Annotated in this window: 16 protein-coding genes; 7 read left to right on the top strand and 9 right to left on the bottom strand. The window is 60.6% G+C overall.

Features of this window, described 5'->3' with window-relative positions; genetic code table 11:
- Nucleotides 1-80 precede the first annotated feature (80 nt).
- On the top strand, nucleotides 81-1,193 hold the full coding sequence (locus BXY39_RS02645; RefSeq protein ID WP_121937274.1) for a glycosyltransferase: 1,113 nt from the start codon (nucleotides 81-83) through the stop codon (nucleotides 1,191-1,193).
- Here BXY39_RS02645 and BXY39_RS02650 read toward each other — a convergent pair.
- Nucleotides 1,154-2,341 (bottom strand): aminoglycoside phosphotransferase family protein, encoded by a 1,188-nt coding sequence (locus BXY39_RS02650; RefSeq protein ID WP_147453446.1) that lies wholly within the window; start codon nucleotides 2,339-2,341, stop codon nucleotides 1,154-1,156. The genes BXY39_RS02645 and BXY39_RS02650 overlap by 40 nt on opposite strands.
- Nucleotides 2,342-2,397: 56 nt before the next feature.
- The gene (locus tag BXY39_RS02655) at nucleotides 2,398-2,607 is read right to left on the bottom strand and encodes a cold-shock protein (protein WP_121937276.1); all 210 of its coding nucleotides are present in this window, start codon (nucleotides 2,605-2,607) and stop codon (nucleotides 2,398-2,400) included.
- 278 nt (nucleotides 2,608-2,885) lie between these two features.
- Here BXY39_RS02655 and BXY39_RS02660 point away from each other — a divergent pair, with 278 nt between their 5' ends.
- Both BXY39_RS02660 and BXY39_RS02665 read left to right on the top strand, forming a co-directional pair.
- Nucleotides 2,886-4,130, top strand: a complete 1,245-nt coding sequence (locus tag BXY39_RS02660) for an FAD-dependent oxidoreductase (protein ID WP_121937277.1) — start codon at nucleotides 2,886-2,888, stop codon at nucleotides 4,128-4,130.
- 116 nt (nucleotides 4,131-4,246) lie between these two features.
- On the top strand, nucleotides 4,247-5,749 hold the full coding sequence (locus BXY39_RS02665; RefSeq protein ID WP_170163574.1) for a serine hydrolase: 1,503 nt from the start codon (nucleotides 4,247-4,249) through the stop codon (nucleotides 5,747-5,749).
- Between the two features lie 32 nt (nucleotides 5,750-5,781).
- Here the strand turns inward: BXY39_RS02665 and BXY39_RS02670 are convergent, their stop codons facing one another.
- From BXY39_RS02670 to BXY39_RS02685, 4 genes are all read right to left on the bottom strand, one after another.
- The gene (locus BXY39_RS02670) at nucleotides 5,782-7,725 is read right to left on the bottom strand and encodes a hypothetical protein (RefSeq protein ID WP_121937279.1); all 1,944 of its coding nucleotides are present in this window, start codon (nucleotides 7,723-7,725) and stop codon (nucleotides 5,782-5,784) included.
- Nucleotides 7,726-7,792: 67 nt separating this feature from the next.
- Entirely contained in the window at nucleotides 7,793-9,106 is a 1,314-nt protein-coding gene (locus tag BXY39_RS02675; RefSeq protein WP_211332041.1) for a Zn-dependent hydrolase, read from the bottom strand.
- A 12-nt stretch (nucleotides 9,107-9,118) separates the two neighbouring features.
- Entirely contained in the window at nucleotides 9,119-9,982 is an 864-nt protein-coding gene (locus BXY39_RS02680; protein WP_121937704.1) for an enoyl-CoA hydratase-related protein, read from the bottom strand.
- A gap of 179 nt (nucleotides 9,983-10,161) precedes the next feature.
- Nucleotides 10,162-12,198 (bottom strand): PAS domain-containing hybrid sensor histidine kinase/response regulator, encoded by a 2,037-nt coding sequence (locus tag BXY39_RS02685; RefSeq protein ID WP_121937280.1) that lies wholly within the window; start codon nucleotides 12,196-12,198, stop codon nucleotides 10,162-10,164.
- A 93-nt stretch (nucleotides 12,199-12,291) separates the two neighbouring features.
- Between BXY39_RS02685 and BXY39_RS02690 the strand changes: the two genes are divergently transcribed.
- Nucleotides 12,292-12,969 (top strand): prolyl hydroxylase family protein, encoded by a 678-nt coding sequence (locus BXY39_RS02690; RefSeq protein ID WP_245998949.1) that lies wholly within the window; start codon nucleotides 12,292-12,294, stop codon nucleotides 12,967-12,969.
- A gap of 85 nt (nucleotides 12,970-13,054) precedes the next feature.
- On the opposite strand, the gene BXY39_RS02695 is transcribed toward BXY39_RS02690, so the two are convergent.
- Nucleotides 13,055-14,185 (bottom strand): ATP-NAD kinase family protein, encoded by a 1,131-nt coding sequence (locus BXY39_RS02695; RefSeq protein ID WP_121937281.1) that lies wholly within the window; start codon nucleotides 14,183-14,185, stop codon nucleotides 13,055-13,057.
- Nucleotides 14,186-14,422: 237 nt separating this feature from the next.
- Between BXY39_RS02695 and gcvPA the strand changes: the two genes are divergently transcribed.
- Both gcvPA and gcvPB read left to right on the top strand, forming a co-directional pair.
- Nucleotides 14,423-15,832 (top strand): aminomethyl-transferring glycine dehydrogenase subunit GcvPA, encoded by a 1,410-nt coding sequence (gene gcvPA, locus BXY39_RS02700; protein ID WP_121937282.1) that lies wholly within the window; start codon nucleotides 14,423-14,425, stop codon nucleotides 15,830-15,832.
- Nucleotides 15,829-17,385, top strand: coding sequence for an aminomethyl-transferring glycine dehydrogenase subunit GcvPB (gcvPB, locus tag BXY39_RS02705; RefSeq protein WP_121937283.1), 1,557 nt, complete (start codon nucleotides 15,829-15,831; stop codon nucleotides 17,383-17,385). The genes gcvPA and gcvPB overlap by 4 nt, the downstream gene beginning before the upstream one ends.
- Nucleotides 17,386-17,446: 61 nt before the next feature.
- Here gcvPB and BXY39_RS02710 read toward each other — a convergent pair whose 3' ends face one another.
- Both BXY39_RS02710 and BXY39_RS02715 read right to left on the bottom strand, forming a co-directional pair.
- A complete protein-coding gene (locus tag BXY39_RS02710) occupies nucleotides 17,447-18,829 on the bottom strand; it encodes a M24 family metallopeptidase (RefSeq protein WP_121937284.1) in 1,383 nt (460 codons plus the stop codon).
- A gap of 75 nt (nucleotides 18,830-18,904) precedes the next feature.
- Complete coding sequence (locus tag BXY39_RS02715; protein ID WP_121937706.1) at nucleotides 18,905-20,338, bottom strand: aminotransferase; 1,434 nt, start codon at nucleotides 20,336-20,338, stop codon at nucleotides 18,905-18,907.
- Between the two features lie 341 nt (nucleotides 20,339-20,679).
- Here BXY39_RS02715 and BXY39_RS02720 point away from each other — a divergent pair, with 341 nt between their 5' ends.
- Nucleotides 20,680-22,140 carry an NAD-dependent succinate-semialdehyde dehydrogenase gene (locus tag BXY39_RS02720; RefSeq protein WP_121937285.1) on the top strand — a complete coding sequence of 487 codons (1,461 nt, stop codon included), beginning with the start codon at nucleotides 20,680-20,682 and terminating at the stop codon, nucleotides 22,138-22,140.
- The last annotated feature ends 2 nt before the right edge of the window (nucleotides 22,141-22,142 follow it).

The raw sequence follows: 22,142 nt of genomic DNA on the forward strand, positions 1-22,142 counted from the left end.
TGCACAACCGGCGCACAGGGCACGGCCGCAATATGAATAGTGGTTTGACCCGGAAGGTATAAATCAGCATAGGCTGACACATGACCCCTCGCATCCTGCATGTATTTCCAAGCTTCGAGGTGGGCGGCGCGCAGCGTCGCCATGCCACCCTTGTCACGAAAGGCAGCGGCCATTTCATCCACAGCGTGTTTGCAATGGACGGAAATTACAAAGCGCTGTCGCTGATAACGTCCGTACCCACAGCCGAAACACAGCCCGCATTCCGACGCCGTACCATGGTGCGGTCTGCGCTTGCCTGCCGCCGCCTGCTGGCGGAGATGCGGCCGCACCTGCTTGTCACCTACAATTGGGGCAGTGTGGAATGGGCCCTGGGCAACCGTTTCAGACCGCTGGTCCCGCATATCCATATCCAGGACGGTTTTGGCCCCGATGAGGCGAACGGCGAACTGTGGCGACGCAAATTGGTCCGGCGCCTGGCATATGGCGGAGCGGCCCGTGTCATCGTACCGTCCGAAACGTTGGAACACATCGCCCGCAGTCACTGGCATATCCGGGATGCACGCCTGCGCCGCATCGATAATGGCGTCGATCCCGGCCGCTTTGCCGGTCCGGCGGACGACCACCTGGTCCGCCGCCTGAAACTGGACGGCGACGGACCGGTCATCGGCACGGTGGGTGCCCTCAGACCGGAAAAGAATATGGGCCGTCTGATCGAAGCCGTCCGCACCGTAGCGGACAGCATACCCACAGTGCGTCTTGTCATTGTCGGCGACGGCATTGGCCGCAGCGCCCTTTCCATGCTCACGGAACGTATCGGCTTGAAGGAAAATGTGATTTTCGCGGGGCATCTCGACAAACCGGAAGACATTCTGCCGGCTTTCGACGTCTTTGCCCTGTCATCGGATACGGAACAGGCGCCACTGGCGCTGATCGAGGCCATGGCCACCGGTCTGCCCGTCGCCGCCACGGATGTGGGCGACGTGAGGACGATGGTCCACCCGGACAATGCGCCCCATATTGCAGGGCACGATGCGCAGACACTGGCCGGCAATCTTATGACATTATGCAGCGACGCCGACCGCCGGACGGCTCTTGGTGCGGCAAATCGACGAACCGTTCATGACCGGTTTGACGAAACGGCGATGATCGCGGCCTATGAAAGGGAATTCGACGCCGTACTCGGCGGCGTCTGACCCTGTTCCCGCGCGCCTGTATCATCAGTCGGATTATCACCCGCGGTAATCCGAACTTCTGCCAGATCGGGCAACAGTCTCTTCAGACAATTGGCGACCGGCCGTAGACACGTATCCTCAAGCGCCGTACACAGCAGACGCTGTACGCGGGGCAGGTGACGCAGATAGCCTGGTTTGCCGTCGCGGCGCCACAGCCGTACGAAAATCCCCAATACTTTTGCATGGCGCTGGGCCCCCAAAAGCCGCATGTCCCTGAAAAGAGATTGCTTTTCATCCTCGCGCAAACCGGTGCAATAAACATCCAGAACGGCGGCACACACATCGGGTCCGACATCGCGGCGCGCATCTTCCACCAGGGACACCAGATCGTACGCACGCTGTCCGATAACCCCGTCCTGAAAATCGAGCAGCCCGCATATGCGCGTGTCCAGCGGGCCGGTGGGGTCGGCACCGTCGACAATCATCAGATTATCCACATGATAATCCCTGAGCACAAAGGTCTCGTATTTGCGCGCGAGAGGGGCCAAAACGTCCCGCCATGCGGACAGATACGCCTGTCTTTCATCGGCGGCGACCCCATGCCCGCGCGCAGCCGGCACGAACCAGTCGATAAAAAGCGCGGCCTCCCCCATCAGAAGGTACATATCATAACGGGGCCGGTTTATATCGGTTGCCGCAGCCTGCCTGTGCAGAACCCTGAGAACATTGGCGGCCTGGGCATAAAGGCAGATCTCATCCACACCGCTTTGCAGGAGACGCGTAAAGGTGGACTCGCCAAAATCCTCGATCAGGGCAAGGCCGGCCTCTTCATCCGCCGCCATGATCCGGGGCACCCTCAGGCCAAGACCCGCCAGATGGCGATTGACACGCAGATACGCGTCCAGACTTTCATGCGGTTTGGGCGCATCGACCAGCATGGCGGTACCCTGCGCACTCACAAGCCGGACATACCGGCGAAAAGAAGCATCCGCCGGCAGGGGGTAACGCCCGGCCTCTTGCCAACCGGCCCGCTCCAGAAAATCATCCTGCCGGCCTGCCCCGGGATTCTCTACTCTGACCATGTCCGTAACACGCCACACCCTCGGAATATCCTCCTTGGGTGGCATGATCGCGGTCATGATGGCAAGTGTGGAATGCAGCGGTGCCATACCGGCATTGCAGGACAACGCCGCCGATCCCCGCTCCCGGTCCTCAGAGAACCGGTTTAGTCCAGTGTTTTCAGGTCGGTTGCCGCGACCTTTCCATCCCGCACTTCCGACAATTCAAAGGCGAGTCGCTGACCTTCGGCCAGCGTATCCATCCCGGCAGAACGCACTGCGGTGATATGAACGAAGACATCCTTGCCCGGGTCTTCGGGCACAATAAATCCATATCCCTTTTCAGAATTAAACCATTTTACCGTACCGGTTGGCATTGCTGTCTCCTTGGGTATTCATAGTTATTCGCGCCGTCCGCCCATATGGGATTCACAGACGCTTTCCGACAATTTCACGGGAAAGGCCCTTTCCTTCCTTAGCAGGTTTGGCGGACTCTTTTGTGACCGTCCCGATCGTGATCTTTTCCATGGAAGCGCAACTGACTGGACCCGAGACTGTCATCCCGCATACGCTTGAACCGCTGAGCTCCCGCAAGAATCCCAGGGTCGCGCAAGGCACTGCGGACACAGACATTATGGTATGATGGAGAAACACGATGACGATCCGGCGCCGGGATATTCTGATGGGACTTGGCGCGGCCGGCACGGCGGCTTCTCTGGCAAGCATGGTCAGAACCGTTCCGGCAGCGGCGGCACCAAATGTTGATGTCCTGGTTGTCGGCGCGGGGGTCTTCGGCGCGTGGACGGCGGCGGCCCTGCACCGGGCCGGGATATCCGTCGGTCTGGTCGAGGCTGTCAGCCCGGCACACAGCCGCGCATCCTCGGGCGGAGAAAGCCGGGTCACGCGCTGCGGCTATGGTGACGCCGATCTTTACACCGACTGGGCCTACAGTTCACTGGACGACTGGCGGGCCCTGTCGGACCGCAGTTCCCTGCCCCTGTTTCATGAAACAGGTGTGCTGTGGCTCAGCCGGCCGGGCGACCCGTTCCTGCAGGCGACGCTGGCCGGGTTGACCAAGCGCGGCATCGCCCACGACCTTCTGGACACGGATTCCCTGCGGCTCGTGATACCGCATATGACATTGGCCGACGACGATGTCGCCCTGCTGGAGCCCGGCGGCGGCGCCCTGATGGCGCGCCGGTCCGTCCAGACACTGGTCCGCGACCTCGTGGATGGGGGCGTGCCCCTGATCACGGCCAGAATCAAACCGGTCACCGGGGATGACAGCGGTCGCCTGACCGCAATTGTCACCGAAAACGGCGACAGACTGACAGCGGACCGGTTTGTTCTTGCCTGCGGCCCCTGGCTTGACCAGGTCGCGCCGGACGCCATGGCGGACCGCTTGTTCGTCACCCGGCAGGACGTATTCTATTTCGCCGTTCCCGCCGGCGATCCGTCCTATGCCGCCGGCGGCATACCCGTCTGGGCCGATCTGCCCTTTTACGGCATGCCGGACATTGAAGGGCGCGGTTTCAAAGTGGCCAGCGATACGCACGGCCCGGCCATTGATCCGGACCGGGCCGACCGTCGTCCCAGTCCGCAAAAACTGGCCGAAGCGCGGGACTTTCTTCATCGCCGCTTCCCAACCCTGGCCGGCGCACCACTGATCGAAAGCCGCGTCTGCCAGTATGAAAATACATCTTCCGGCGATCTTCTGGTGGACCGGCACCCGTCTTACGACAATGTCTGGCTGGCTGGTGGCGGTTCCGGCCACGGTTTCAAACACGGACCGGCCCTGGGACGCTTTACCGCCGATCTTGTCATGGGCCGACGCACCCGCACGGAACCGCGCCTGTCTCTGGCCACCAAGTCCAGAACACAGGATCGCGCTGTCCAATAAAAAATTGGTCGGGAAACTGGTACAAGCACAACCAAAACAGACATCCCCGTGACAAACCGCACCCTTGCCGATAGCCTGAAGCAAAAGCCGCTTGCGAGATGGGGAGGACACCGCACATGACACGACGGAATTTTATGATCGCCGCCGGGCTGAGCGCATGCCTTTGTGCGACTGGCAGCGTCGCGGTAGCGTCCAATATAGCCGATGACACCGACGTCCGGGCCAAACTGCTGCTTGCCGATGCCTGGATCGAAACCCAACTGGCCTATGACCGGGTTCCGGGGGCCTCCTTCGCCCTTGTCCATGATCAGGAACTGGTCTGGGCAAAAGGCTACGGCTTCTCCAATCTCGAAACGAAGTCTCCCGCCACGCCGGATACCAAATACAGCATCTGCTCGGTGTCCAAACTGTTCACCAGCATCGCCGTGATGCAGTTACGCGACGCCGGCAGGGTATCCATCGACAGTCCATTGTCCGAAATATTGGACTGGTACGATCTGCCTCCCGCACCAACGGCGGAAGAGGCCGTAACGCTCCGCGCGGTTCTGTCCCACGTGGCGGGTCTGCCGCGCGAAGCCGCCACCCCCTATTGGACGGAGGTCGATTTCCCCGGACGCGATGTGGTGCGAGCAGAACTGGCGGCGCAGCAGCCGCTGTACAATCCTTACGACCGGTTTCAGTATTCCAATCTGGGTATGACGCTGGCCGGCGAAGCCGTCACTGCGGCATCGGGACAGGACTATCACGACTATGTCAGAGCCAATATCCTCCGGCCCCTTGGTCTGAAGGACACCCATTCCGAACTGCCGGAAAAGGATTACGGGAAATCGATGGCCGTCGGCTATATGCTGCCGGGCGAGGACGGCACCCGTCCGGCGGTTGATTACTACCCCGTCAGGGCCATCGCGCCGGCGGCGGGCTATGCCTCCACTGTGCGGGATCTCGGCAAATTTGCGTCCTGGCAATTCCGTCTGCTGGATCAGGGCGGTGAGAATGTGCTCAAAGCCACGACCCTCAGGGAAATGCAGCGCGTGCACTGGGTCGCACCCGACTTTGACGGGCCGGCCTGGGGCTTGGGCTTTGCCTTCACACGGGACGGGGGGAACACCTTTGTCGGCCATGGCGGCTATTGCCCCGGATACCGGACCGCCTTTCTGATGCGCCGTGAAAGCAAGGTTGCCGTCATTGCCATGGTCAATGTCAACGATGTGTCCCCATCACGGATGGCACGGATTCTGTACGGTCTGACAGCCGGCGCCATTGCCGAAGCCGCCAACGGCTCTGATGCTGAAAACGGCAAGACCAAAAAAGGCGGGAAGCCCCGCAAACAGACCAAAAACAAGGATGCGGATTATTCCGTTTATCAGGGCCGGTACACACGGCCCGGCTTTCCAACCGGCATTGCTGTCGGTGCCGGACGGGACGGTCTGTTCATGACGGAAATATACAGCAGCAATCCGGTCACGCGCATGCGCACATTGGTGCCTGTGGAAGACCATATTTTCCGCGTTATCGACACGAAAGGCCGCGAGGCCGACACGGTTCGCTTCGAGGTGGACGACAAGGGACGGCCCGTCCGCCTGTGGCGCCACGGCAATTATCTGGAACGCAGCGGCTAGCCCCTGCCCGGCCAAAGGGCGGAAAGCACTTTTTAAACGATCTCCGAAATGGGGACGGGAATATCCTGCCGGTGTATCCAGATCAGGCCGTATAACAGCCGCAAAAATGTCAGCCCGTTGTCAGCGATCCGCTTTGTACGCTCAGGATCCTGATTCAATCGCTCAAATTCTGCCCTGTTGAGATACCGCCAGACGTCACTGTCCTGTCCGCACGAGAACAGCAGGTCGAAAAAATAATCCTCAAGAGCCACGATATCCAAAGCATGGCCTTTCAGTCCCGCCAGCCTCTCTTCAGGGCCGTCGGTCAAAATGGGATCGGGAACCGATTTCATCGATACTCTTTCAGGGGGTTTCCCGCCGGCCTCGGCGTCCGTCAGCACCTTGAAATATCCATCATGGACGGCAAGGGACGAACGGCTGAAGGGAATGGACAGGACATCCGGGTCCAGCGCTGAAAATAAATCGTGAAAGGCCTTTTCATCGTGCCGGTCTTCATTTGAATACAGGCAGGCAAGACGCCACAGCTCGATATCGGCAAGGGGCTCGAAGGTCGGCCGGACCAGATTCAGCATTTGCGACGTATAGGCGAAATGCCGGCGCGCCCGGTCCGTCAGATACAGGGCATTGACCAGAAAATGCGCGGGCATGCCCCCACCGGCAAGCGACAGAAGATGATCGGTTATCCGCATATAGGCCGCCTGCCGGAAGTCATCCGTAAACAGTTTTCTATGGCCCAGCATGCGGCGCATGACAAAGAATGCCAATGCTCTGCCATCCGTCAGTGCCCCGAATATGTCCCGTGTGAAAACACGCCGCCAGTTGTCCAGAACAATGCGGTCTTTTTCCCTGATGCCTTTCAACAGGGTATGCCATTTGACCACGGCGGACCGCAGGGAACGCAGCCGGTAGGACAGGCGGGCAATCTCGCCAAACCCGCCTCTGACCCTGACGACATCCGTGACCCGGCACCGTCCAAGATCGAACTGGTAAATCGTCGATTGACCCTGCTGCCTGAAAACGGCCCGCCGTGCCAATGTCCGGCGGTCGATGCGTTCGCCGTTGAAGTTTTGCGGAAAAGGCGCGAACCGCATCCCGAACCGGTCCGCAAGACGGTCCGGGATGACGATATCATCGCGCTGACCGCCCTCGCTTCTGAAAAACAACTGATTGCGCAGGCCCGCATGGCGCGACGCCGCAAGCACCATGCGGCTGTCAAGGCCGCCGGTCAGGTCATAAACAATGTCATGGTCAGGATAACAGGCATGGACGGCCCGCAGACTTCGGCTGAGCGCCCCGGCTGCACGGGCAAGCTGTCCATCCCTGTCCGCCGAGCCGTGCGCAAGACGGTTCAGCGGCAGAAACTCAAGCTCATCGCGGCGACTGTCCCCTGTCAGCATCATGTCGGACGGAAACAGCGCGACATCCTCAAGCCCCGTCGTATCGACAGCCCCCATGCCAAGAGCCGCTTCGAACGCGGCCCCGCGAAACAGCCGGCGGGGCCGTTGGCCCAGCGCCGTCAACACGGCCTCGATCATGAAAATATTGTTGCCGAAAACCCGAAGGTCCCGCGTCTCGAAAACAAAAACATTGTACTGCGACAAGGGGTCCAGCGTCAGGTCGAACCGCCCCGTCTCGAAATCGATATGGCAGATACAAAACACACCCGATGCCGGCACATGGGGCGCCCCACCGCGTTTGGCGGCAGCGGCATAGTCGCTTAAAACCGCCCGGACACCGGGACGGGGTTTCGCGCCATCAGACGCACTGACGGCCTGCCCTCCGATGACACCATGTCCATCGAAGATCACGGCCTCCGACGTGCCGTCCACACTGTTTTCCGGCACGATGAACATATAATTGTTCAGACACCCGATGTGATGCCCGCCGTCAATCGTCGTCAGCCGGTGCCAGTCGAAACCGTTTTTAAGGCATGCCAGATCAGTTTTGGCCGATGCTCTGGCAATCAGGAATTCCACGGCTGGACCTTCATCATTCCGGGTCGCACCGGACGCCCCGCACGCACGGCACAGCCTGCAAAACAGGTCAATCCCGTGTCAGCGCGCCGGCATCGATCTCGAGGATACTGCGCAGCAGCACGTCCGCGCCCCGCGCCATATCCTCCGGCGCGGTATATTCCTGCGGCGAATGGCTGATTCCGTCCTTTGACGGCACGAAAATCATACCTGTCGGCGCAATGGTCACCATATCCTGTGCATCGTGCCCGGCCCCGGACGGCATAACCCTGGCGCTGTAGCCCAGGCTTGCGGCAGCCTCGGCGATAATGCGGCGCATGCGCGGATCGGTCGGTGCCGGATGCGAGGCCACATCGACGGGCTGAAAGCCTATGTCGGTACCGGTTTCACTGGCGATCCCGGCAGCGGCCTGCCGGATCAGGGAAAACATGCGATCAATCTTGTTCTGCTCCAGATCGCGTATTTCCAGGCTCATCTCCACCCGCCCGGGGATGACGTTCGGGGCCCCCGGAAATGCCTTGATACGGCCCACCGTCGCCACCTGACGTCCCGGTTCCTCAAGAGCGATACGATTGATGGCCAGGGTCAGCCGTGACGCCGCCACCATGGCATCCCGCCGTCCCGCCATGGGGGTCGTGCCGGCATGATTGGCAAAGCCCTCGACGGTCACATCCCACCAGCCGATGCCAACGATCCCTTCAACCACACCGATATGAGTACCGTCACGGTACAGGACCGCCCCCTGTTCGATATGCAACTCCAGAAAGGCCGCGATATCGCCCGGGCTCACGCTGTCGGCATTGACATCATCGGGGTTGCCGCCAATGGCCCGGATCCCTTCGGCAATGGACATGCCCGCATGGGTCTCTACGGACATGGCCTCTGCCTTCAATCTGCCGGTATAGGCCAGCGATCCGACAAGACCGCCTTCCTCATTGGAAAAATTGATGACTTCCAGCGGATGCCGGGTCTTATGCCCGGCGTCGTTCAACAGTTCAATCACTTCCAGCGCGGCGATAACGCCAACATCGCCGTCATAATTGCCGCCGCCGGGGACTGAATCGGTATGCGAGCCGAAAACAATCGGTTTCAGACCCGGTTCGCGTCCGGCACGGGCACCGATGATATTGCCCCCTGCATCGATACGCACATCGAGGCCCAGGGCACGCATTTCATCCATCAGCCAGGCGCGGCTGTCGATATCAGCCTGACTGTAGGCAACCCGGTCCACGCCGCCGTCGGCATTGCGCCCAAACTGGCTAAGCGCATCTATGCGCGCCTGCATGCGCTGCGGTTGCGCCCTGTCCATGTCCGCCGAAACGGCGGGCAGCATTGCCGCCAGTGCCGCGCCAAATGCCATGGCCCAAACCTTCCACCCCGTCATCGGCATCTCTCCCTATTCAAAAGGCGGTTCGCGGTCCCAATCGAACCCCGCCGGCAATCCGCCGGATACCGGGTCGGAAAACACCGCATCGCGTTTTTCCATGAAAGCGGCAACCCCTTCGCGGCCGTCATACATGCTGGCGTGATACATGGTGCGGCTTTCGAGCCTGTGCGCTTCCATCGGATGGGCGGCCCCCATCATCCGCCACAATAACTGGCGGTTGACGGCAACCGACATGGCACTTGTCCGGTCAATAAAACGGTGCGCCCGCGCCAAAGCCCGTTCCATCAGGATATCCGCATCGACAATCTCGGACACCAGCCCCCCGGCCAATGCTTCTTCCGCCCCGAAAACACGTCCCGACAGGGCCCATTCCAGCGCCTGCGCCATACCGACCAGGCGCGGCAGAAACCAGCTGGCATTGCTTTCAAGCGTGATACCGCGCTCGGCAAAGACAAAACCGAATTTTGCATGCCGACTGGCAATCCGGATATCCATCGGCAACTGCATGGTGGTGCCGACACCGACACTCGCCCCGTTGACCGCCGCGATCAGGGGCTTTTTCATTCTGAACATTCGCAGGGTCAGAATACCGCCCAGGTCACGGTTGCGCACCATATCCGCAGAAGCGACATCGACACTCTCATCCAGTCCGAACACATTGCCGCCCGTCCCCAGGTCCATGCCGGCACAAAAGGCCCGGCCTGCCCCAGTAAACACAAGGGCACGCACGGTGTCATCCCGGTCCGCGTCATCCAGCACGTCCAGCAGTTCGTCATTCATCTGAACGGTAAAGGCATTCAGCCGGTCCGGGCGGTTCAGCGTGATAATCCGCACCGGTCCTTCATCGGTGATTGCAAGACACTCATAAGCCATCGGCATTCTCCCCCCGTCCGTCTTCGCCTGCGGTCCGGCAGGATAGGAATGTGCGGCGGCCGTGGCAATCCGCAAGCCGGTTTTGTCAGTGAAAAACAGGTTGTACCCTTTCAAGGCAGCAACAGGTCAAGGCCCGTCCGCAATAACATCCCTGGGGAAAATTCCGCGACAGTAAAGACTTATTTCAGATCGTCCAGCAGGGTATCCAGCGCCGCCTCGCCCGTGCGTGTCGGGCTCACCGGTTCGGATACGGGCGGCGGGGCATTGACGGAATCGGCCTTTTCGCCGCCGGTGGAGGCATCGCGGACCATCACCCGGCTGATGGCCGCAAAAAGAGCATTCGGGTCCACCGGTTTGGAAACATAATCATCCATGCCGGCTTCAAGATATTCCTCACGCTGGCCTTTCATCGCATTGGCCGTAAAGGCAATGATCGGCACATGGGCCATATCGCCGTCCATGGACCGGATTGTCCGCGCGGCGGTGGGGCCGTCCATCACCGGCATCTGGACATCCATCAGGATCAGATCATACGGCATGGACCGGACGGCGGCGACGGCTTCCTCGCCGTTGGAGACGATATCGATGGAATGCCCTTCTGCCGTCATCAGTTTCTCGATCAGCAGCTGATTGACGGGATTGTCTTCGGCGGCCAGAACCCGCAGGCTTTTCATCGCTTCGCGGTCGACACGGATACCGTTGGCGGTGCTGTCAACGATTTCGCCGATCTGGAACGGGATCTCGAACCAGAAGCGACTGCCCTTGCCGGGTGTGCTTTCAAAATCAATGCTGCCGCCCATCAATTCGACAAGCTGTTTGCAGATGGCCAGCCCCAGCCCGGTGCCCTGATATTTGCGTGAAGAGGATGTATCCACCTGGGTGAAGCGTTCGAACAGAGTGCCCTGCTCGCTTTCCGGAATGCCGACACCCGTGTCGCGGACCTCGCAATAAAGGATACGCGTACCATCCGGACCGGGCCGGCAGGCGGCACTCAGCGTCACCCGGCCTTCCTCGGTGAATTTGATGGCATTGCCGGACAGGTTGAAGAGAATCTGCCGCAAACGCCCACTGTCACCACGCAGCCATATATCCCCGTGGGCCTGATTATCGCAGTGAAAGGCGATATGCTTGTCACGGGCCAGCGGCTCCAGAAGGGACGTCACATTGTCCAGCGTGGTCGACAGGTTGAAATGCTCGTCCTCAAGCTCGATCCGCCCGGCCTCCAGCTTGGAGATATCCAGGATATCATTGATGATTTCAAGCAGGGCCCGCCCCGATGATGTGATGTTCCTGGCATAGCGGGCCTGTTCCTCATTCAGCCCGGTTCTCACCAGCAGACCCGCCATGCCCAGAATGCCGTTCAGCGGGGTGCGGATTTCATGGCTCATATTGGCGAGAAAGTCGGTCTTCGCCATGTTGGCACGCGCCGCATCCTTGGACGCTGTCATAAGGCGGGCTTCCAGCTCCTTCATCTGGGTGATGTCGGTATGCGTCCCCACCAGGCGCAAGGGGTTGTTGTTTTCGTCCCAGGCAACGACAATCCCGCGGGACAATATCCAGCGATATCCGCCATTCTTGTGCTTTAAGCGGAACTCGGTCCGCATGACCGGCACCCGTTGCTCGACACAATCGGCGATATCCGCTTCGGAGCGTTCTATATCGTCCGGATGGGCCAGGTTTCGCCATGTCTCAAAATTGTGCGGCAGTTCTTCCGGATCATATCCCAGCATGGTGCACCAGCGCGGGCTGTAATACACTTCATGGGTGACGGCGTTCCAGTCCCACAGGCCGTCTTCGGCCCCTTCCAGCGCGAACTGCAAACGCTCCCGATTGCGGCGCTCTTCTTCCAGGGCCTCGATTTCGGCGCTGATAACCCGGCTGACAATCACCAGACCACCCACATCGCCATTCTCAGTATGCCAGGGCGACACCGACCACTTCAAGTGCAGGATCGACCCGTCCGCGCGCTCGAAAATATCATGGTCGTTGACTTCGGTCTCTCCGCCGAGACAGCGCTTGAGAACCTCGCGCCAATGATCCGGCATGTCGGGAAAGACGTCATAATGCAGCTTGCCGATCAGCGGTATGAAGTCTTCGAGACTGTACTCCCGCACCCAGGCATCATTATGGGCCAGATAGTGCATATCGCGGTCGAAAACCGCGACAATGCCTGGCAGGGCCTTGACCAGACTGTTAAAATCGGGCGACGTAACCATGGGGCTATAAAGACAATTCCCTTTGCAGCTGACGCGATTTTAGCGCAAGCCCCTAAAAAATGTTAAAAAAGTTAAATCATAAGGCGAACTCCCATGCAGAATGCACTGGAACGCAAAAAACTGGACGCAGGCAACATCATTGCGCGTGTCGGTACCATCAAAGGGGCCCGCGTCTTGCATGATGATCCGCTTGTGTTTCAGGTGGATGGCTTCGTTGACACGAAAACCTGCGCCCACATACGCCGCGTGGCCCATGGCAAGATGCAGCGTGCCCATGTTTCCGGTGACAAGGCCGGTTTTGTCAGCCCCGGCCGCACGAATTCCGTTGCCTGGATGGATCACGGACAGGACGACATATTGTTCGCGCTGGCCAACCGCCTGTGCGCCATGCTGGACGTCCCGCTGTCGCACGCTGAAAACTATCAGATCATCCATTATGGGCCCGGCGCTGAATACCGCGCCCATTTCGACGCGTTCGACGCCGGCACGCAGCGCGGCGAACGCAATATGAAAAACGCCGGTCAGCGCATCGCCACCGTCTTATGCTATCTGAACGATGTGACCGAGGGCGGCGGGACCTATTTCCCGAAACTGGATGTACGGGTCCGGGCCAGGGCCGGACGCCTCGTCGTCTTCGCCAATTGTGCGCCGGGCACGACCCAAAAACATCCCCTGTCCCTGCATGCCGGCGAACCTGTCATCGCAGGCGAAAAATGGGCCTTTAACCTGTGGCTGCGTCAGTGGCCGAAAACCCAGGCTAAAGCCGGATAAAACTGGATACCCTGCCCTCATTTTAACAAGCGGGAAACCCCGGCCACCGCTCGACCCCGGTGCGACCTTCCTTGCGGATACGATATCAAGTGGCGGCCACACGGACCATCGTGGTACGGCCCGGTCCGGTCAGCACGGGTCGGAACCCGGACAGGTCGCGATCAAGGGACGGGTCGCCGGTGTCACACAAAAGGGTTCGGTCCGGCAGGGCCAACAGCTTTTCCATGGACGCCATAATAACGATATTGGGGATGCCGACACGGCGGATGACAGCAGGGCTGAACTGCTGGTTGCCGCGCCCGAACAGAAACCCCTGCCCACCGATGACACTGACAACCAGACGCGCGGGCATATCGCCGATCCCGGTCAATATCTGCCCCGCCCCCAGATCCGTTGCGATCAGACGCCCCCGGCAAACCAGATCGATCCCCAGCAGCGTCCCGTCAAAACCGAGATCCCGCTTTACCGCGTGCAGGGTGGTGCCCGGTCCAAGCAGTGTCATACGCTCGTCTGCGGCCAGACGGCATATGTGCCGTATGGCACCGGCCTGCATCGCATCCTCGCCCGTCCGCGTTGACGCCTTGGCCCACTGCACCAGCAAGGGCACATAAGGCACCTTCATATACCCATACAGAACCGGCGATCCGCCGGCACTGCCGGCCGGGCGGTCCATGACCTCGGACAATCGCAGCAGGTCGCCGCGCCTCTCAGCGTCCACATAGGCGACAACGGCCCGCGCGGCGGCGGCCGGCGTTGTCGCGAAAACCGCCGAATGCATCTTCACCCCTGCCGGGATGCCCAGAACGGGAACCCGGTCACCGACCGTGTCCAGCAGAACACGGGCGGTTCCATCACCGCCCGCGAACAAAATCAGGTCCACACCGTGCCGGATCAACGCATCCGCCACCCGGCGCGTATCGTCAGCGCTGCTGGGATCGCCCGGCGGGTCGGCGACACAGACGGGGGCAAAACCGGCAGCCGCCGCCACATCCGCTCCCATAACGCCCGGACAGGTGACAACGGATATTTTACCGGCCCCTGTACACTCCTCCTTGTCATACAGTTTGCTCAGGGCCAGGCATGCACGCCCAGGGGCCAGCGGGGACGCACCCATGGACAGCGCCCGCCGTGCAAGCGACCCGTCGGAGCCCTTCAGCCCCACCGCACCGCCCAGTCCGGCAATCGGGTTGACAAGGAAACCAAGACGAAACGGCATCGTGTTATGCGTCCCCCATCAACGGCCGGCGGCAATCGTCAGCGGTTTCTGTGCAAGAATGGGCGTGTTTGGTGCCTCTGTCAGGACGCTAGCCGATGACTGTCGTCTTGGCGAGCGCAAATGTTCGTATAGAATTTTTTTGTGCGCATAGCGATACAAAAATGCCTGTGAATGATTGACTCATCCGCTCACCGACATAGACTGACCCCATCCGTGAGATGCAGGAAGAGAAGCCCCATGACCGAGCACCCGCAGCGCCCGCACCCCTACATGCCCAATTCTGTTTCCGCTATAAAACAGAGCATGTTGGACGCTCTCGGCATATCCTCGCCGGCAGTTTTGTTCGAACAGATACCGGCAGGCCACAGGCCGGCGACCCCTATCGCCCTGCCACCCGCCATCAGTTCGGAGAGCGAACTTTCCCGGCATATGCTGAGCATGCTGTCGCGCAATGCCTCCTGCGAGGATCATCTGAGTTTTCTCGGCGGCGGCTGCTGGCGTCATCATGTACCGGCGGTGTGTGATGAAATCGTCAGCCGCAGCGAATTTCTGACCCCCGTCTGGGGCACCCCCTCATCCGACCACGGTCGCAATCAGGCCTGGTTTGAATTCACCAGTCAGCTGGGCGATCTGATTGACGCCGACCTTGTCGGTCTGCCGGTTTACAGTTGGGGATGCGCACTGGGCCACGCGGTCCGTATGGCCGTACGCATGACCGGACGGCGCAAGGTCCTGGTCCCCGCCATCCTGTGCCCCGAACGCCGGTCCGTCCTGGAGAATTACTGCGAACCGCCGGACATGCCGTCCCATATCATAATCGAGTCCATTCCCGCAGGTGCCGACGGCGCGCTGGATATGGATATGCTGAAAGCCAGGCTGGACGACGATGTGGCCGCCGTGTATTTCGAAACCCCCGGCTATTTCGGCACCATCGAACCGAACGCCGGGGATATCGGCGCACTGGCACGCGCCAACGGGTCGGAAACCATCGTCGGTGTCGACCCGCTGTCCCTTGGCATTATGGCCCCGCCAGGCAGTTACGGCGCCGACATCATTGTCGGCAGCATACAGCCCCTTGGCGTGCACATGTCCGCGGGCGGCGGCTTGGGCGGCTTCATCGCATCGCGGGACGAACCGCGCTATGCCTATGAGTATCCGACCCTGATGCTCAGCATCGCGGAAACGGATCGGCCCGGCGAACACGGTTTCGGTATGGCACTGATGCACCAGTGCTCATACGGCGCCCGCGAGGAGGGAAAGGACTGGACCGGAAATTCCACCTATCTCTGGGCCATTGCCGGCACGGTCTACATGGCCCTTCTGGGCCCACAGGGTTTCCGCGAACTGGGTGAACTGATCATACAGCGCGCCCATTTCTGTGCCCATATTCTGGACGAAATAGACGGTGTCAGCGTGCCGCGCAAAACCGGCTTCTTCAAGGAATTCACCGTCAATTTCGACGGGACCGGCAAAAGTGTAGCGGACATCAACAAAGCCCTTCTCAGCCGGGGTATTTTCGGAGGCCACGACCTGTCCACCGATTTCCCCGATCTGGGTCAGAGCGCCCTGTACTGCGTCACCGAACTGCACAGCGAGGCGGACTTGCACCGTCTGGCCGACACCCTGAAAGAGGTATGCCAGTCATGAGCAAACACCCCACTCTGCGTCGCTATCAGGCCCCGGTCTGGGATGAACCGCTGATCATGGAAATGGGGGCTCCCGGCCGGCGGGGCGCACATTTCCCGGTTACCGAGACCGCCATCGCCGAACTGGTCGGACCGGCGGCGGATCTGGTGCCGGCATCCATGCGCCGGCGGACCCCGCCCGCCCTGCCGGAGATGAGCGAACCGGATGTCCTGCGCCATTATCTGCACCTGTCGCAGGAAACGCTGGGCATGATGGGGATCAGCCTGTTCGGCACCTGCACCATGAAATACAATCCGCGCCTGAACGAGGCCCTTGCCGCGCGTCCGCAGGTGGCGGAAACACACCCTTATCAGGATCCGTCCACCCTTCAGGGGACGCTGGAAATCCTGTATCGCTTCGACGAATTGCTGCAATCATTGTCGGGCATGGATCAATTCACGTTCCAGCCCGCCGGCGGCGCGGACGCGGCCTATACCCATGTCTGTCTGACCCGTGCCTATCACGCCGCGCGCGGGGAGTTGGGCAAGCGTAACCAGATCATCACCAGCATCCAGTCACACCCGTGCAATCCGGCAACCGCCGCCGCCGCCGGTTTCGAGGTTGTCACACTGATGCTGGATGACAATGGCTATCCCAGTCTGGACGCCCTGAAAGCCGCGGTTTCAGACCGCACAGCGGCCCTGATGATCAACAATCCGGATGACATGGGAATTTACAATCCGGACATAAAGGAATGGGTCCGCATCGTTCATGAGGCCGGCGGCCTTTGTTTCTATGACCATGCCAATTTCAACGGTGTGATGAGCAAGATTCGCGCCCGCGATCTGGGTTTCGACGCCTGCATGTTCATGCTGCACAAAACCTTTGGCGTGCCGAAGGGCGGCGGCGGCCCGGCGGTGGGCGCCTATGGCTGTACGGCGGAACTGGCCGAATATCTGCCAAGCCCCGTCGTCCGGCGCAGCGGCGGCCTTTATGAACTGGTGTCAAGCGGCACGGGATCGGTCGGCAAGGTCAGGGAATATCTTGGCAACGTTCATCAGGTGATCAAGGCCTATTCCTGGCTGCGCGCCATGGGGGCGGAAGGGATCAGCGAGGCCTCCGACATATCGGTCCTGGTCAACAATTATATGGAACGGGAACTGCTGAAAATCCGCGGCATCACCCGGTCCCATCCCGATGTCGACGGCTGGCGCATCGAAATGACGCGTTACAGCCTGGGCCAACTCCATGAGGATACGGGCGTCACCGTGGCCGACGTTCAGAACCGCATGGTTGATTTCGGAATCGATGCCTTCTGGATGAGCCATGAGCCCTGGATCGTTCCGCACCCCTTCACACCCGAAGCCGGCGAAATGTGGTCCAAGGAGGATGTGGATTACTGGATCGCCGTCCTGCAACGCATATCGGACGAAGCCTATACCAACCCCGAAATCGTCAAAACCGCGCCGCACAATCAGGCCATTGCCAAAGTAAAAGGCGACGGTCTGGACGATCCGGACACATGGGCGATGACCTGGCGGGCCCACAAGCGCAAGGGCGGCAGGCGGGGTTAACCCGCCTGCCCGATGCCGGTAGGACTTTTAGGAAACCCGCCTCCGCTCTGGGAGGAAATCATCAGGGCCGTGGAATCAGATGGAACCGTTCCTGCCGCCCATCGAGAAAACGGACCGTCTTCCCGTCGAACCAGGCGTCTTCCTCCAACATGAAACGGACACTCTGCCCGTCCCATTCGGGCACGGCTTTTTCCACGTTCAATTCAATTGACCAGGCGGTATCGGGATAAAGGGGATAATCGCCCTTGCCCGGGGTACCGTCCTGATTGTCCCACATGCCGACCCATGGTCCCGCGCCGTGACCGTGATACCCGATAGGATGGCTGTAAATGGTCGCGGCCAGCCCCTCGGCCGTCGTCTTCGCACGGGCCGCGGCCAGCAGGTCATTGCCGCTGTCCCCGGCGCGGTAGCTTTCCATCAGGATATCCTGCACCCGGTTACCGGCCGCCAGTCCCGCCTTCAGGCCGTCCGGCGCGTCGGTTTCCCCCGGGCGCAGCACATAGGCATGATGCTGGGTATCGGTATTCAGCCCCAGATAGGTTATGCCCAGGTCCACATGCAGCAGGTCACCGGGGCGGATCACCGTATCCGGCTTCATCTTGGAGAACATGGTGGTCATGTTTTTGGTCGGGTTCGCCGCGCGCTGAATACGGACCGACGGATGGAACCATGTCTCCAGACCCAGGGCGCGGATACGCTCACGGTACCACCAGACCACATCCTCGGATGTGGTCAGCCCCGGCGTGATGACCCGTTCGGAAAATCCTTCGGCGATGATGGCATGGGCGATCCGGACAATCGTCGGATACACCTCCAGTTCCGCGGCCGTGCGGGTTTCCAGCCATCCGATCGCCAGGTTTTCCCCCGATACAAGACGGGATGCATAGGTCGCGCCCAGGGCATCGGTCAACCCGTCGGCCTCGCTTGCACTCAGCCCGTCCGCAAGGGCGAAGGTTGCGGACCGGTTGACGGCAATGCGCTTCGGGTCCCGCTCCGCCACAAGGGCGCGGATGCGCGCCCATTGGTCGGGCTCGGCCTCGGGGTTCCAGGCCGCCTCGAACGCCGTGCCGACCGCATACCGGCTGACGGACAATTTTTCCACCGGCTGTCCGTCACCGGGGTCGAAAAACATCAGAACGGTGCGCCGCCGCGCCGCCAGCCAGGTGGCCGGCAGCATGGTTTCAACCACGGGGTCTTCATTGTATTCCCGCGCGATGAGGATCCACATGTCGATGCCTTCGCGCCGCATCAGGGCCGGCACCACCGTTTCCAGCCGGTGGGCCAGCCATGCGTCGCGAACCTTTGCCTGGGCGCGCAGGTCCAGAATGGCGGGCATGGCGGGATCGCCTGTTTCCCCCTGCGCAAGGGCACTTCCCGGCAGGCAGGCCCCAAAGGCTGCGGACACTCCCACAAGCAAGACGACAACACACGGACTCAGTCGCATCACGACCCCCTTTCCTTCCTGTTCACCAGCGCAAGGGGCAAGAGCCCGGCGCCCGGCCCGCCTCTTTACGGCCCCTTATGTCACGGATGCGGGGCGCGACCATGCGCCCGCGCTTTCCAGGTCCTGCATCACACTGTCGGCGGCATCGCGCGCTGCGTGGACGACCGCGTCAATCTCCCTTTTGCCAATGATGAACGGCGGTGAAAAGGCGATTGTATCGGCATTCGGCAGGGCGCGGCTGATCACACCGCGCTCGATCATGGCCGCGACGATCCTGGGGGCGACCTTCAGCGCGGGGTCGAAAGCGCGCGGCGTGTCCCGACGCGCGACGAACTCGACCGCGCCGATCAGGCCAAAGCCCCTGATTTCGCCCACCAGCGGATGATCGTCGAAAGCATCCGCCAGGCGTTCATGCAGATAGGCCCCCATCGCCCCTGCCCGTTCAACCATGTTTTCCGATGCGATCAGGTCCAGATTGGCCAGTGCCGTTGCGGCGGCAATGGGGTGCGCCGTATAGGTATACCCGTGGCCGAAGGCGCCGTAGTGTTCGCCCCCCTTGACGATGGTCTCCCATACAGGCTCGGAAACGATGCACCCCGACAGGGGATAATAGGCCGATGTCAGTCCCTTCGCCACGGTGATCAGGTCGGGCCGGATATCCAGGGCATCGCAGCCGAACATATGGCCCAACCGGCCGAAGCCGCAGATGACTTCATCCGCGATCAGCAGAATGTCATGGCGTGCCAGCACATCCTGTATAGCGGCATAATAGCCTCGGGGCGGTACGATCACGCCGCCCGCTCCCATGACCGGTTCCATGATCATCGCACCGATGGTATCGGCCCCTTCGCGGGCGATCAGCTGTTCCAGGTCGTCCACCAGCTTGGCGGTGAATGCCTCGTCGCTCATACCGTGACCTTCCCACAGGCGATGCGGTGCGGTGGTATGCAGGATATGCGGCAGCGGCAGGTCAAAGCCCGCATGCAGACCCGGCAGGCCGGTCATGCCGGCGGACATCACCGTCACCCCGTGATATCCCCGGCTGCGGGCAATGATCTTCTTTTTCTGCGGTCGGCCGAGCACATTGTTGTAGTACCAGACCAGCTTGACCTGGGTATCGTTGGCATCCGATCCCGAATTGCCGAAGAAAACCTTGGACATGGGCGAGGATGCCGCGGACGGCGCCATTTCGATCAGACGCGCCGACAGCACGGCCGGCATATCGCTGGCCATGGATGAAAAGGCATGACAGTAGGACAGGGTTGCCGCCTGATCACGCATGGCATTTGCCAGCTCATCCCGGCCATATCCCACATTCACACACCAAAGACCGGCCATCGCGTCAATAAAACGCCGGCCTGTCACATCCTCCAGATGAACACCGCTGCCGCGACTGATGACCAGCGGCGGACCGCTCCGTTCATGTTCGGCCAGCATGGTGAAAGGGTGGAAGCTATAGCGCCGATCCAGGTCGGATACATCTGCGGCGGCACCCGCGCTGCCAGCCATTTTGGCGTTATTTTCGGTCAAAGGATCCTCCCGTCACATCGGCACCGTATGGTAGCATATGGCGACCATACGGAATTTCCGTACATATGTTCGCGTATTTTATCCAACAAGCACGGCCATACAAGCGCAAAAACCCGCCTGTAAAAATCATTCTTCATCATCATCTTCGGCATCTTTTTTTATTATATGTGAACAAAATCAGGAATCCCGCATGGCATCATCGCCATATGCGTCAACCGAACCACGCATGATATGACGGCACCAAAAAGTTCGTATTGAGAAAGAATGTGCGTTATAAGAACATTATTCAGGCAAAATTCTCTTAAAGGGGTGTTCAGTATATGCCAAAGCTGCAGGATAAGGGGCTGCTTAAAACCGATCTGCTGATCGACGGGGGGTGGCATTCCGCCAGAGGCGCGGCGACATTTCCCGTTCACAACCCGGCCACCGTCGATCTCATTACACAGGTTGCGCAGGGCGGACGCACGGAGGCGGACGCCGCAATCGCGGCGGCGGACGCGGCGCTGCCGTCCTGGTCCGCCCGCACCGCCAAGGACCGCGCGGCCATATTGCGTCGCTGGCACGACCTGATTCTGGAAAACGCCGAAGATCTGGCCCGCATCCTGACTGCGGAACAGGGCAAACCGCTTGCCGAAGCGCGCGGCGAAATCGCCTACGGCGCCGCCTTTTACGAATGGTTTGCCGAAGAAGCCAAAAGAGTATACGGCGAAACCATTCCGACCCCCGATCCCGACCGCCGCCTTATGGTGCAAAAACAGCCCATCGGGGTCTGTGCCGCCATCACACCGTGGAATTTTCCCATGGCGATGATCCCACGCAAAGCCGCGCCGGCGCTGGCCGCAGGCTGCACCATGGTCCTGAAACCCGCGAGCCAGACGCCCCTGTCCGCCCTGGCGCTGGCGGAACTGGGCCAGCGTGCCGGCCTGCCGGCGGGGGTTTTCAATGTCATCCCCGGCAAGGCTTCCGAAGTCGGCGATGCACTGGTCACCAGCCCGCTTGTGCGCAAGGTCACCTTCACCGGCTCGACCGAAGTCGGCCGTCACCTCATGGCCAGGGCCGCCGGCACCATCAAGAAGCTGTCGCTGGAGTTGGGCGGCAATGCCCCCGTCCTGATTTTCGACGATGCGGATATGGACCGCGCCGTCGAGGGTGTGATCGCCTCGAAGTTCCGCAATATGGGTCAGACCTGCGTTTGCGCCAACCGTATCTATGTACAGGACGGCATATATGACCGCTTTGTCCAAACCCTGAGCACCGCGGTATCCGCGCTGAAGGTGGGCGATGGTACCGCGACCGATACAGAACAGGGCCCCCTGATCGATGCGGCCGCCGTACAAAAAGTGGAAGACCATATCGAGGACGCGGTATCCCTTGGCGGACAAGTGACGGCAGGCGGAAAACGCCATCCCCTGGGCGGTCATTTCTTTGAACCGACGGTGATCGCGGGCGGTACCCAGGACATGAAGATCGCGCGCGAGGAAACGTTCGGTCCCGTTGCGCCCATTTTTCGCTTCAAGGACGAGCGGGAAGCCATTAAACTTGCCAACAGTACGGAATACGGACTCGCCGCCTACTTTTTCACGCAGAACAATGGACGCATATGGCGTGTCGGCGAGGCGCTTGAGTTCGGCGTTATCGGGGTCAACACCGGTAACACATCCTATGAGGGGGCGCCGTTCGGCGGCCTGAAAGAGTCCGGCCTGGGCAGGGAGGGATCTCATCATGGAATTGATGAGTTTCTGGAAACGAAATATCTCTGTATAGCCGGGATAACTGGTTGATA

The organism is Eilatimonas milleporae (assembly GCF_003688555.1).
In the GTDB taxonomy this organism is placed as follows: Bacteria; Pseudomonadota; Alphaproteobacteria; order Sphingomonadales; family Kordiimonadaceae; genus Eilatimonas; species Eilatimonas milleporae.

Bases quoted from the DNA above. Each gene is read 5' to 3' on its own strand.
- BXY39_RS02645 (WP_121937274.1), top strand. From the start codon at position 81: ATGACCCCTCGCATCCTGCATGTATTTCCAAGCTTCGAGGTGGGCGGC.
- BXY39_RS02695 (WP_121937281.1), bottom strand. From the start codon at position 14,185: ATGCCGTTTCGTCTTGGTTTCCTTGTCAACCCGATTGCCGGACTGGGC.
- gcvPA (WP_121937282.1), top strand. From the start codon at position 14,423: ATGACCGAGCACCCGCAGCGCCCGCACCCCTACATGCCCAATTCTGTT.
- BXY39_RS02715 (WP_121937706.1), bottom strand. From the start codon at position 20,338: ATGGCTGGCAGCGCGGGTGCCGCCGCAGATGTATCCGACCTGGATCGG.
- BXY39_RS02685 (WP_121937280.1), bottom strand. From the start codon at position 12,198: ATGGTTACGTCGCCCGATTTTAACAGTCTGGTCAAGGCCCTGCCAGGC.
- BXY39_RS02675 (WP_211332041.1), bottom strand. From the start codon at position 9,106: ATGACGGGGTGGAAGGTTTGGGCCATGGCATTTGGCGCGGCACTGGCG.
- gcvPB (WP_121937283.1), top strand. From the start codon at position 15,829: ATGAGCAAACACCCCACTCTGCGTCGCTATCAGGCCCCGGTCTGGGAT.
- BXY39_RS02720 (WP_121937285.1), top strand. From the start codon at position 20,680: ATGCCAAAGCTGCAGGATAAGGGGCTGCTTAAAACCGATCTGCTGATC.
- BXY39_RS02650 (WP_147453446.1), bottom strand. From the start codon at position 2,341: ATGGCACCGCTGCATTCCACACTTGCCATCATGACCGCGATCATGCCA.
- BXY39_RS02665 (WP_170163574.1), top strand. From the start codon at position 4,247: ATGACACGACGGAATTTTATGATCGCCGCCGGGCTGAGCGCATGCCTT.
- BXY39_RS02680 (WP_121937704.1), bottom strand. From the start codon at position 9,982: ATGGCTTATGAGTGTCTTGCAATCACCGATGAAGGACCGGTGCGGATT.
- BXY39_RS02690 (WP_245998949.1), top strand. From the start codon at position 12,292: ATGCAGAATGCACTGGAACGCAAAAAACTGGACGCAGGCAACATCATT.
- BXY39_RS02660 (WP_121937277.1), top strand. From the start codon at position 2,886: ATGACGATCCGGCGCCGGGATATTCTGATGGGACTTGGCGCGGCCGGC.
- BXY39_RS02655 (WP_121937276.1), bottom strand. From the start codon at position 2,607: ATGCCAACCGGTACGGTAAAATGGTTTAATTCTGAAAAGGGATATGGA.
- BXY39_RS02710 (WP_121937284.1), bottom strand. From the start codon at position 18,829: ATGCGACTGAGTCCGTGTGTTGTCGTCTTGCTTGTGGGAGTGTCCGCA.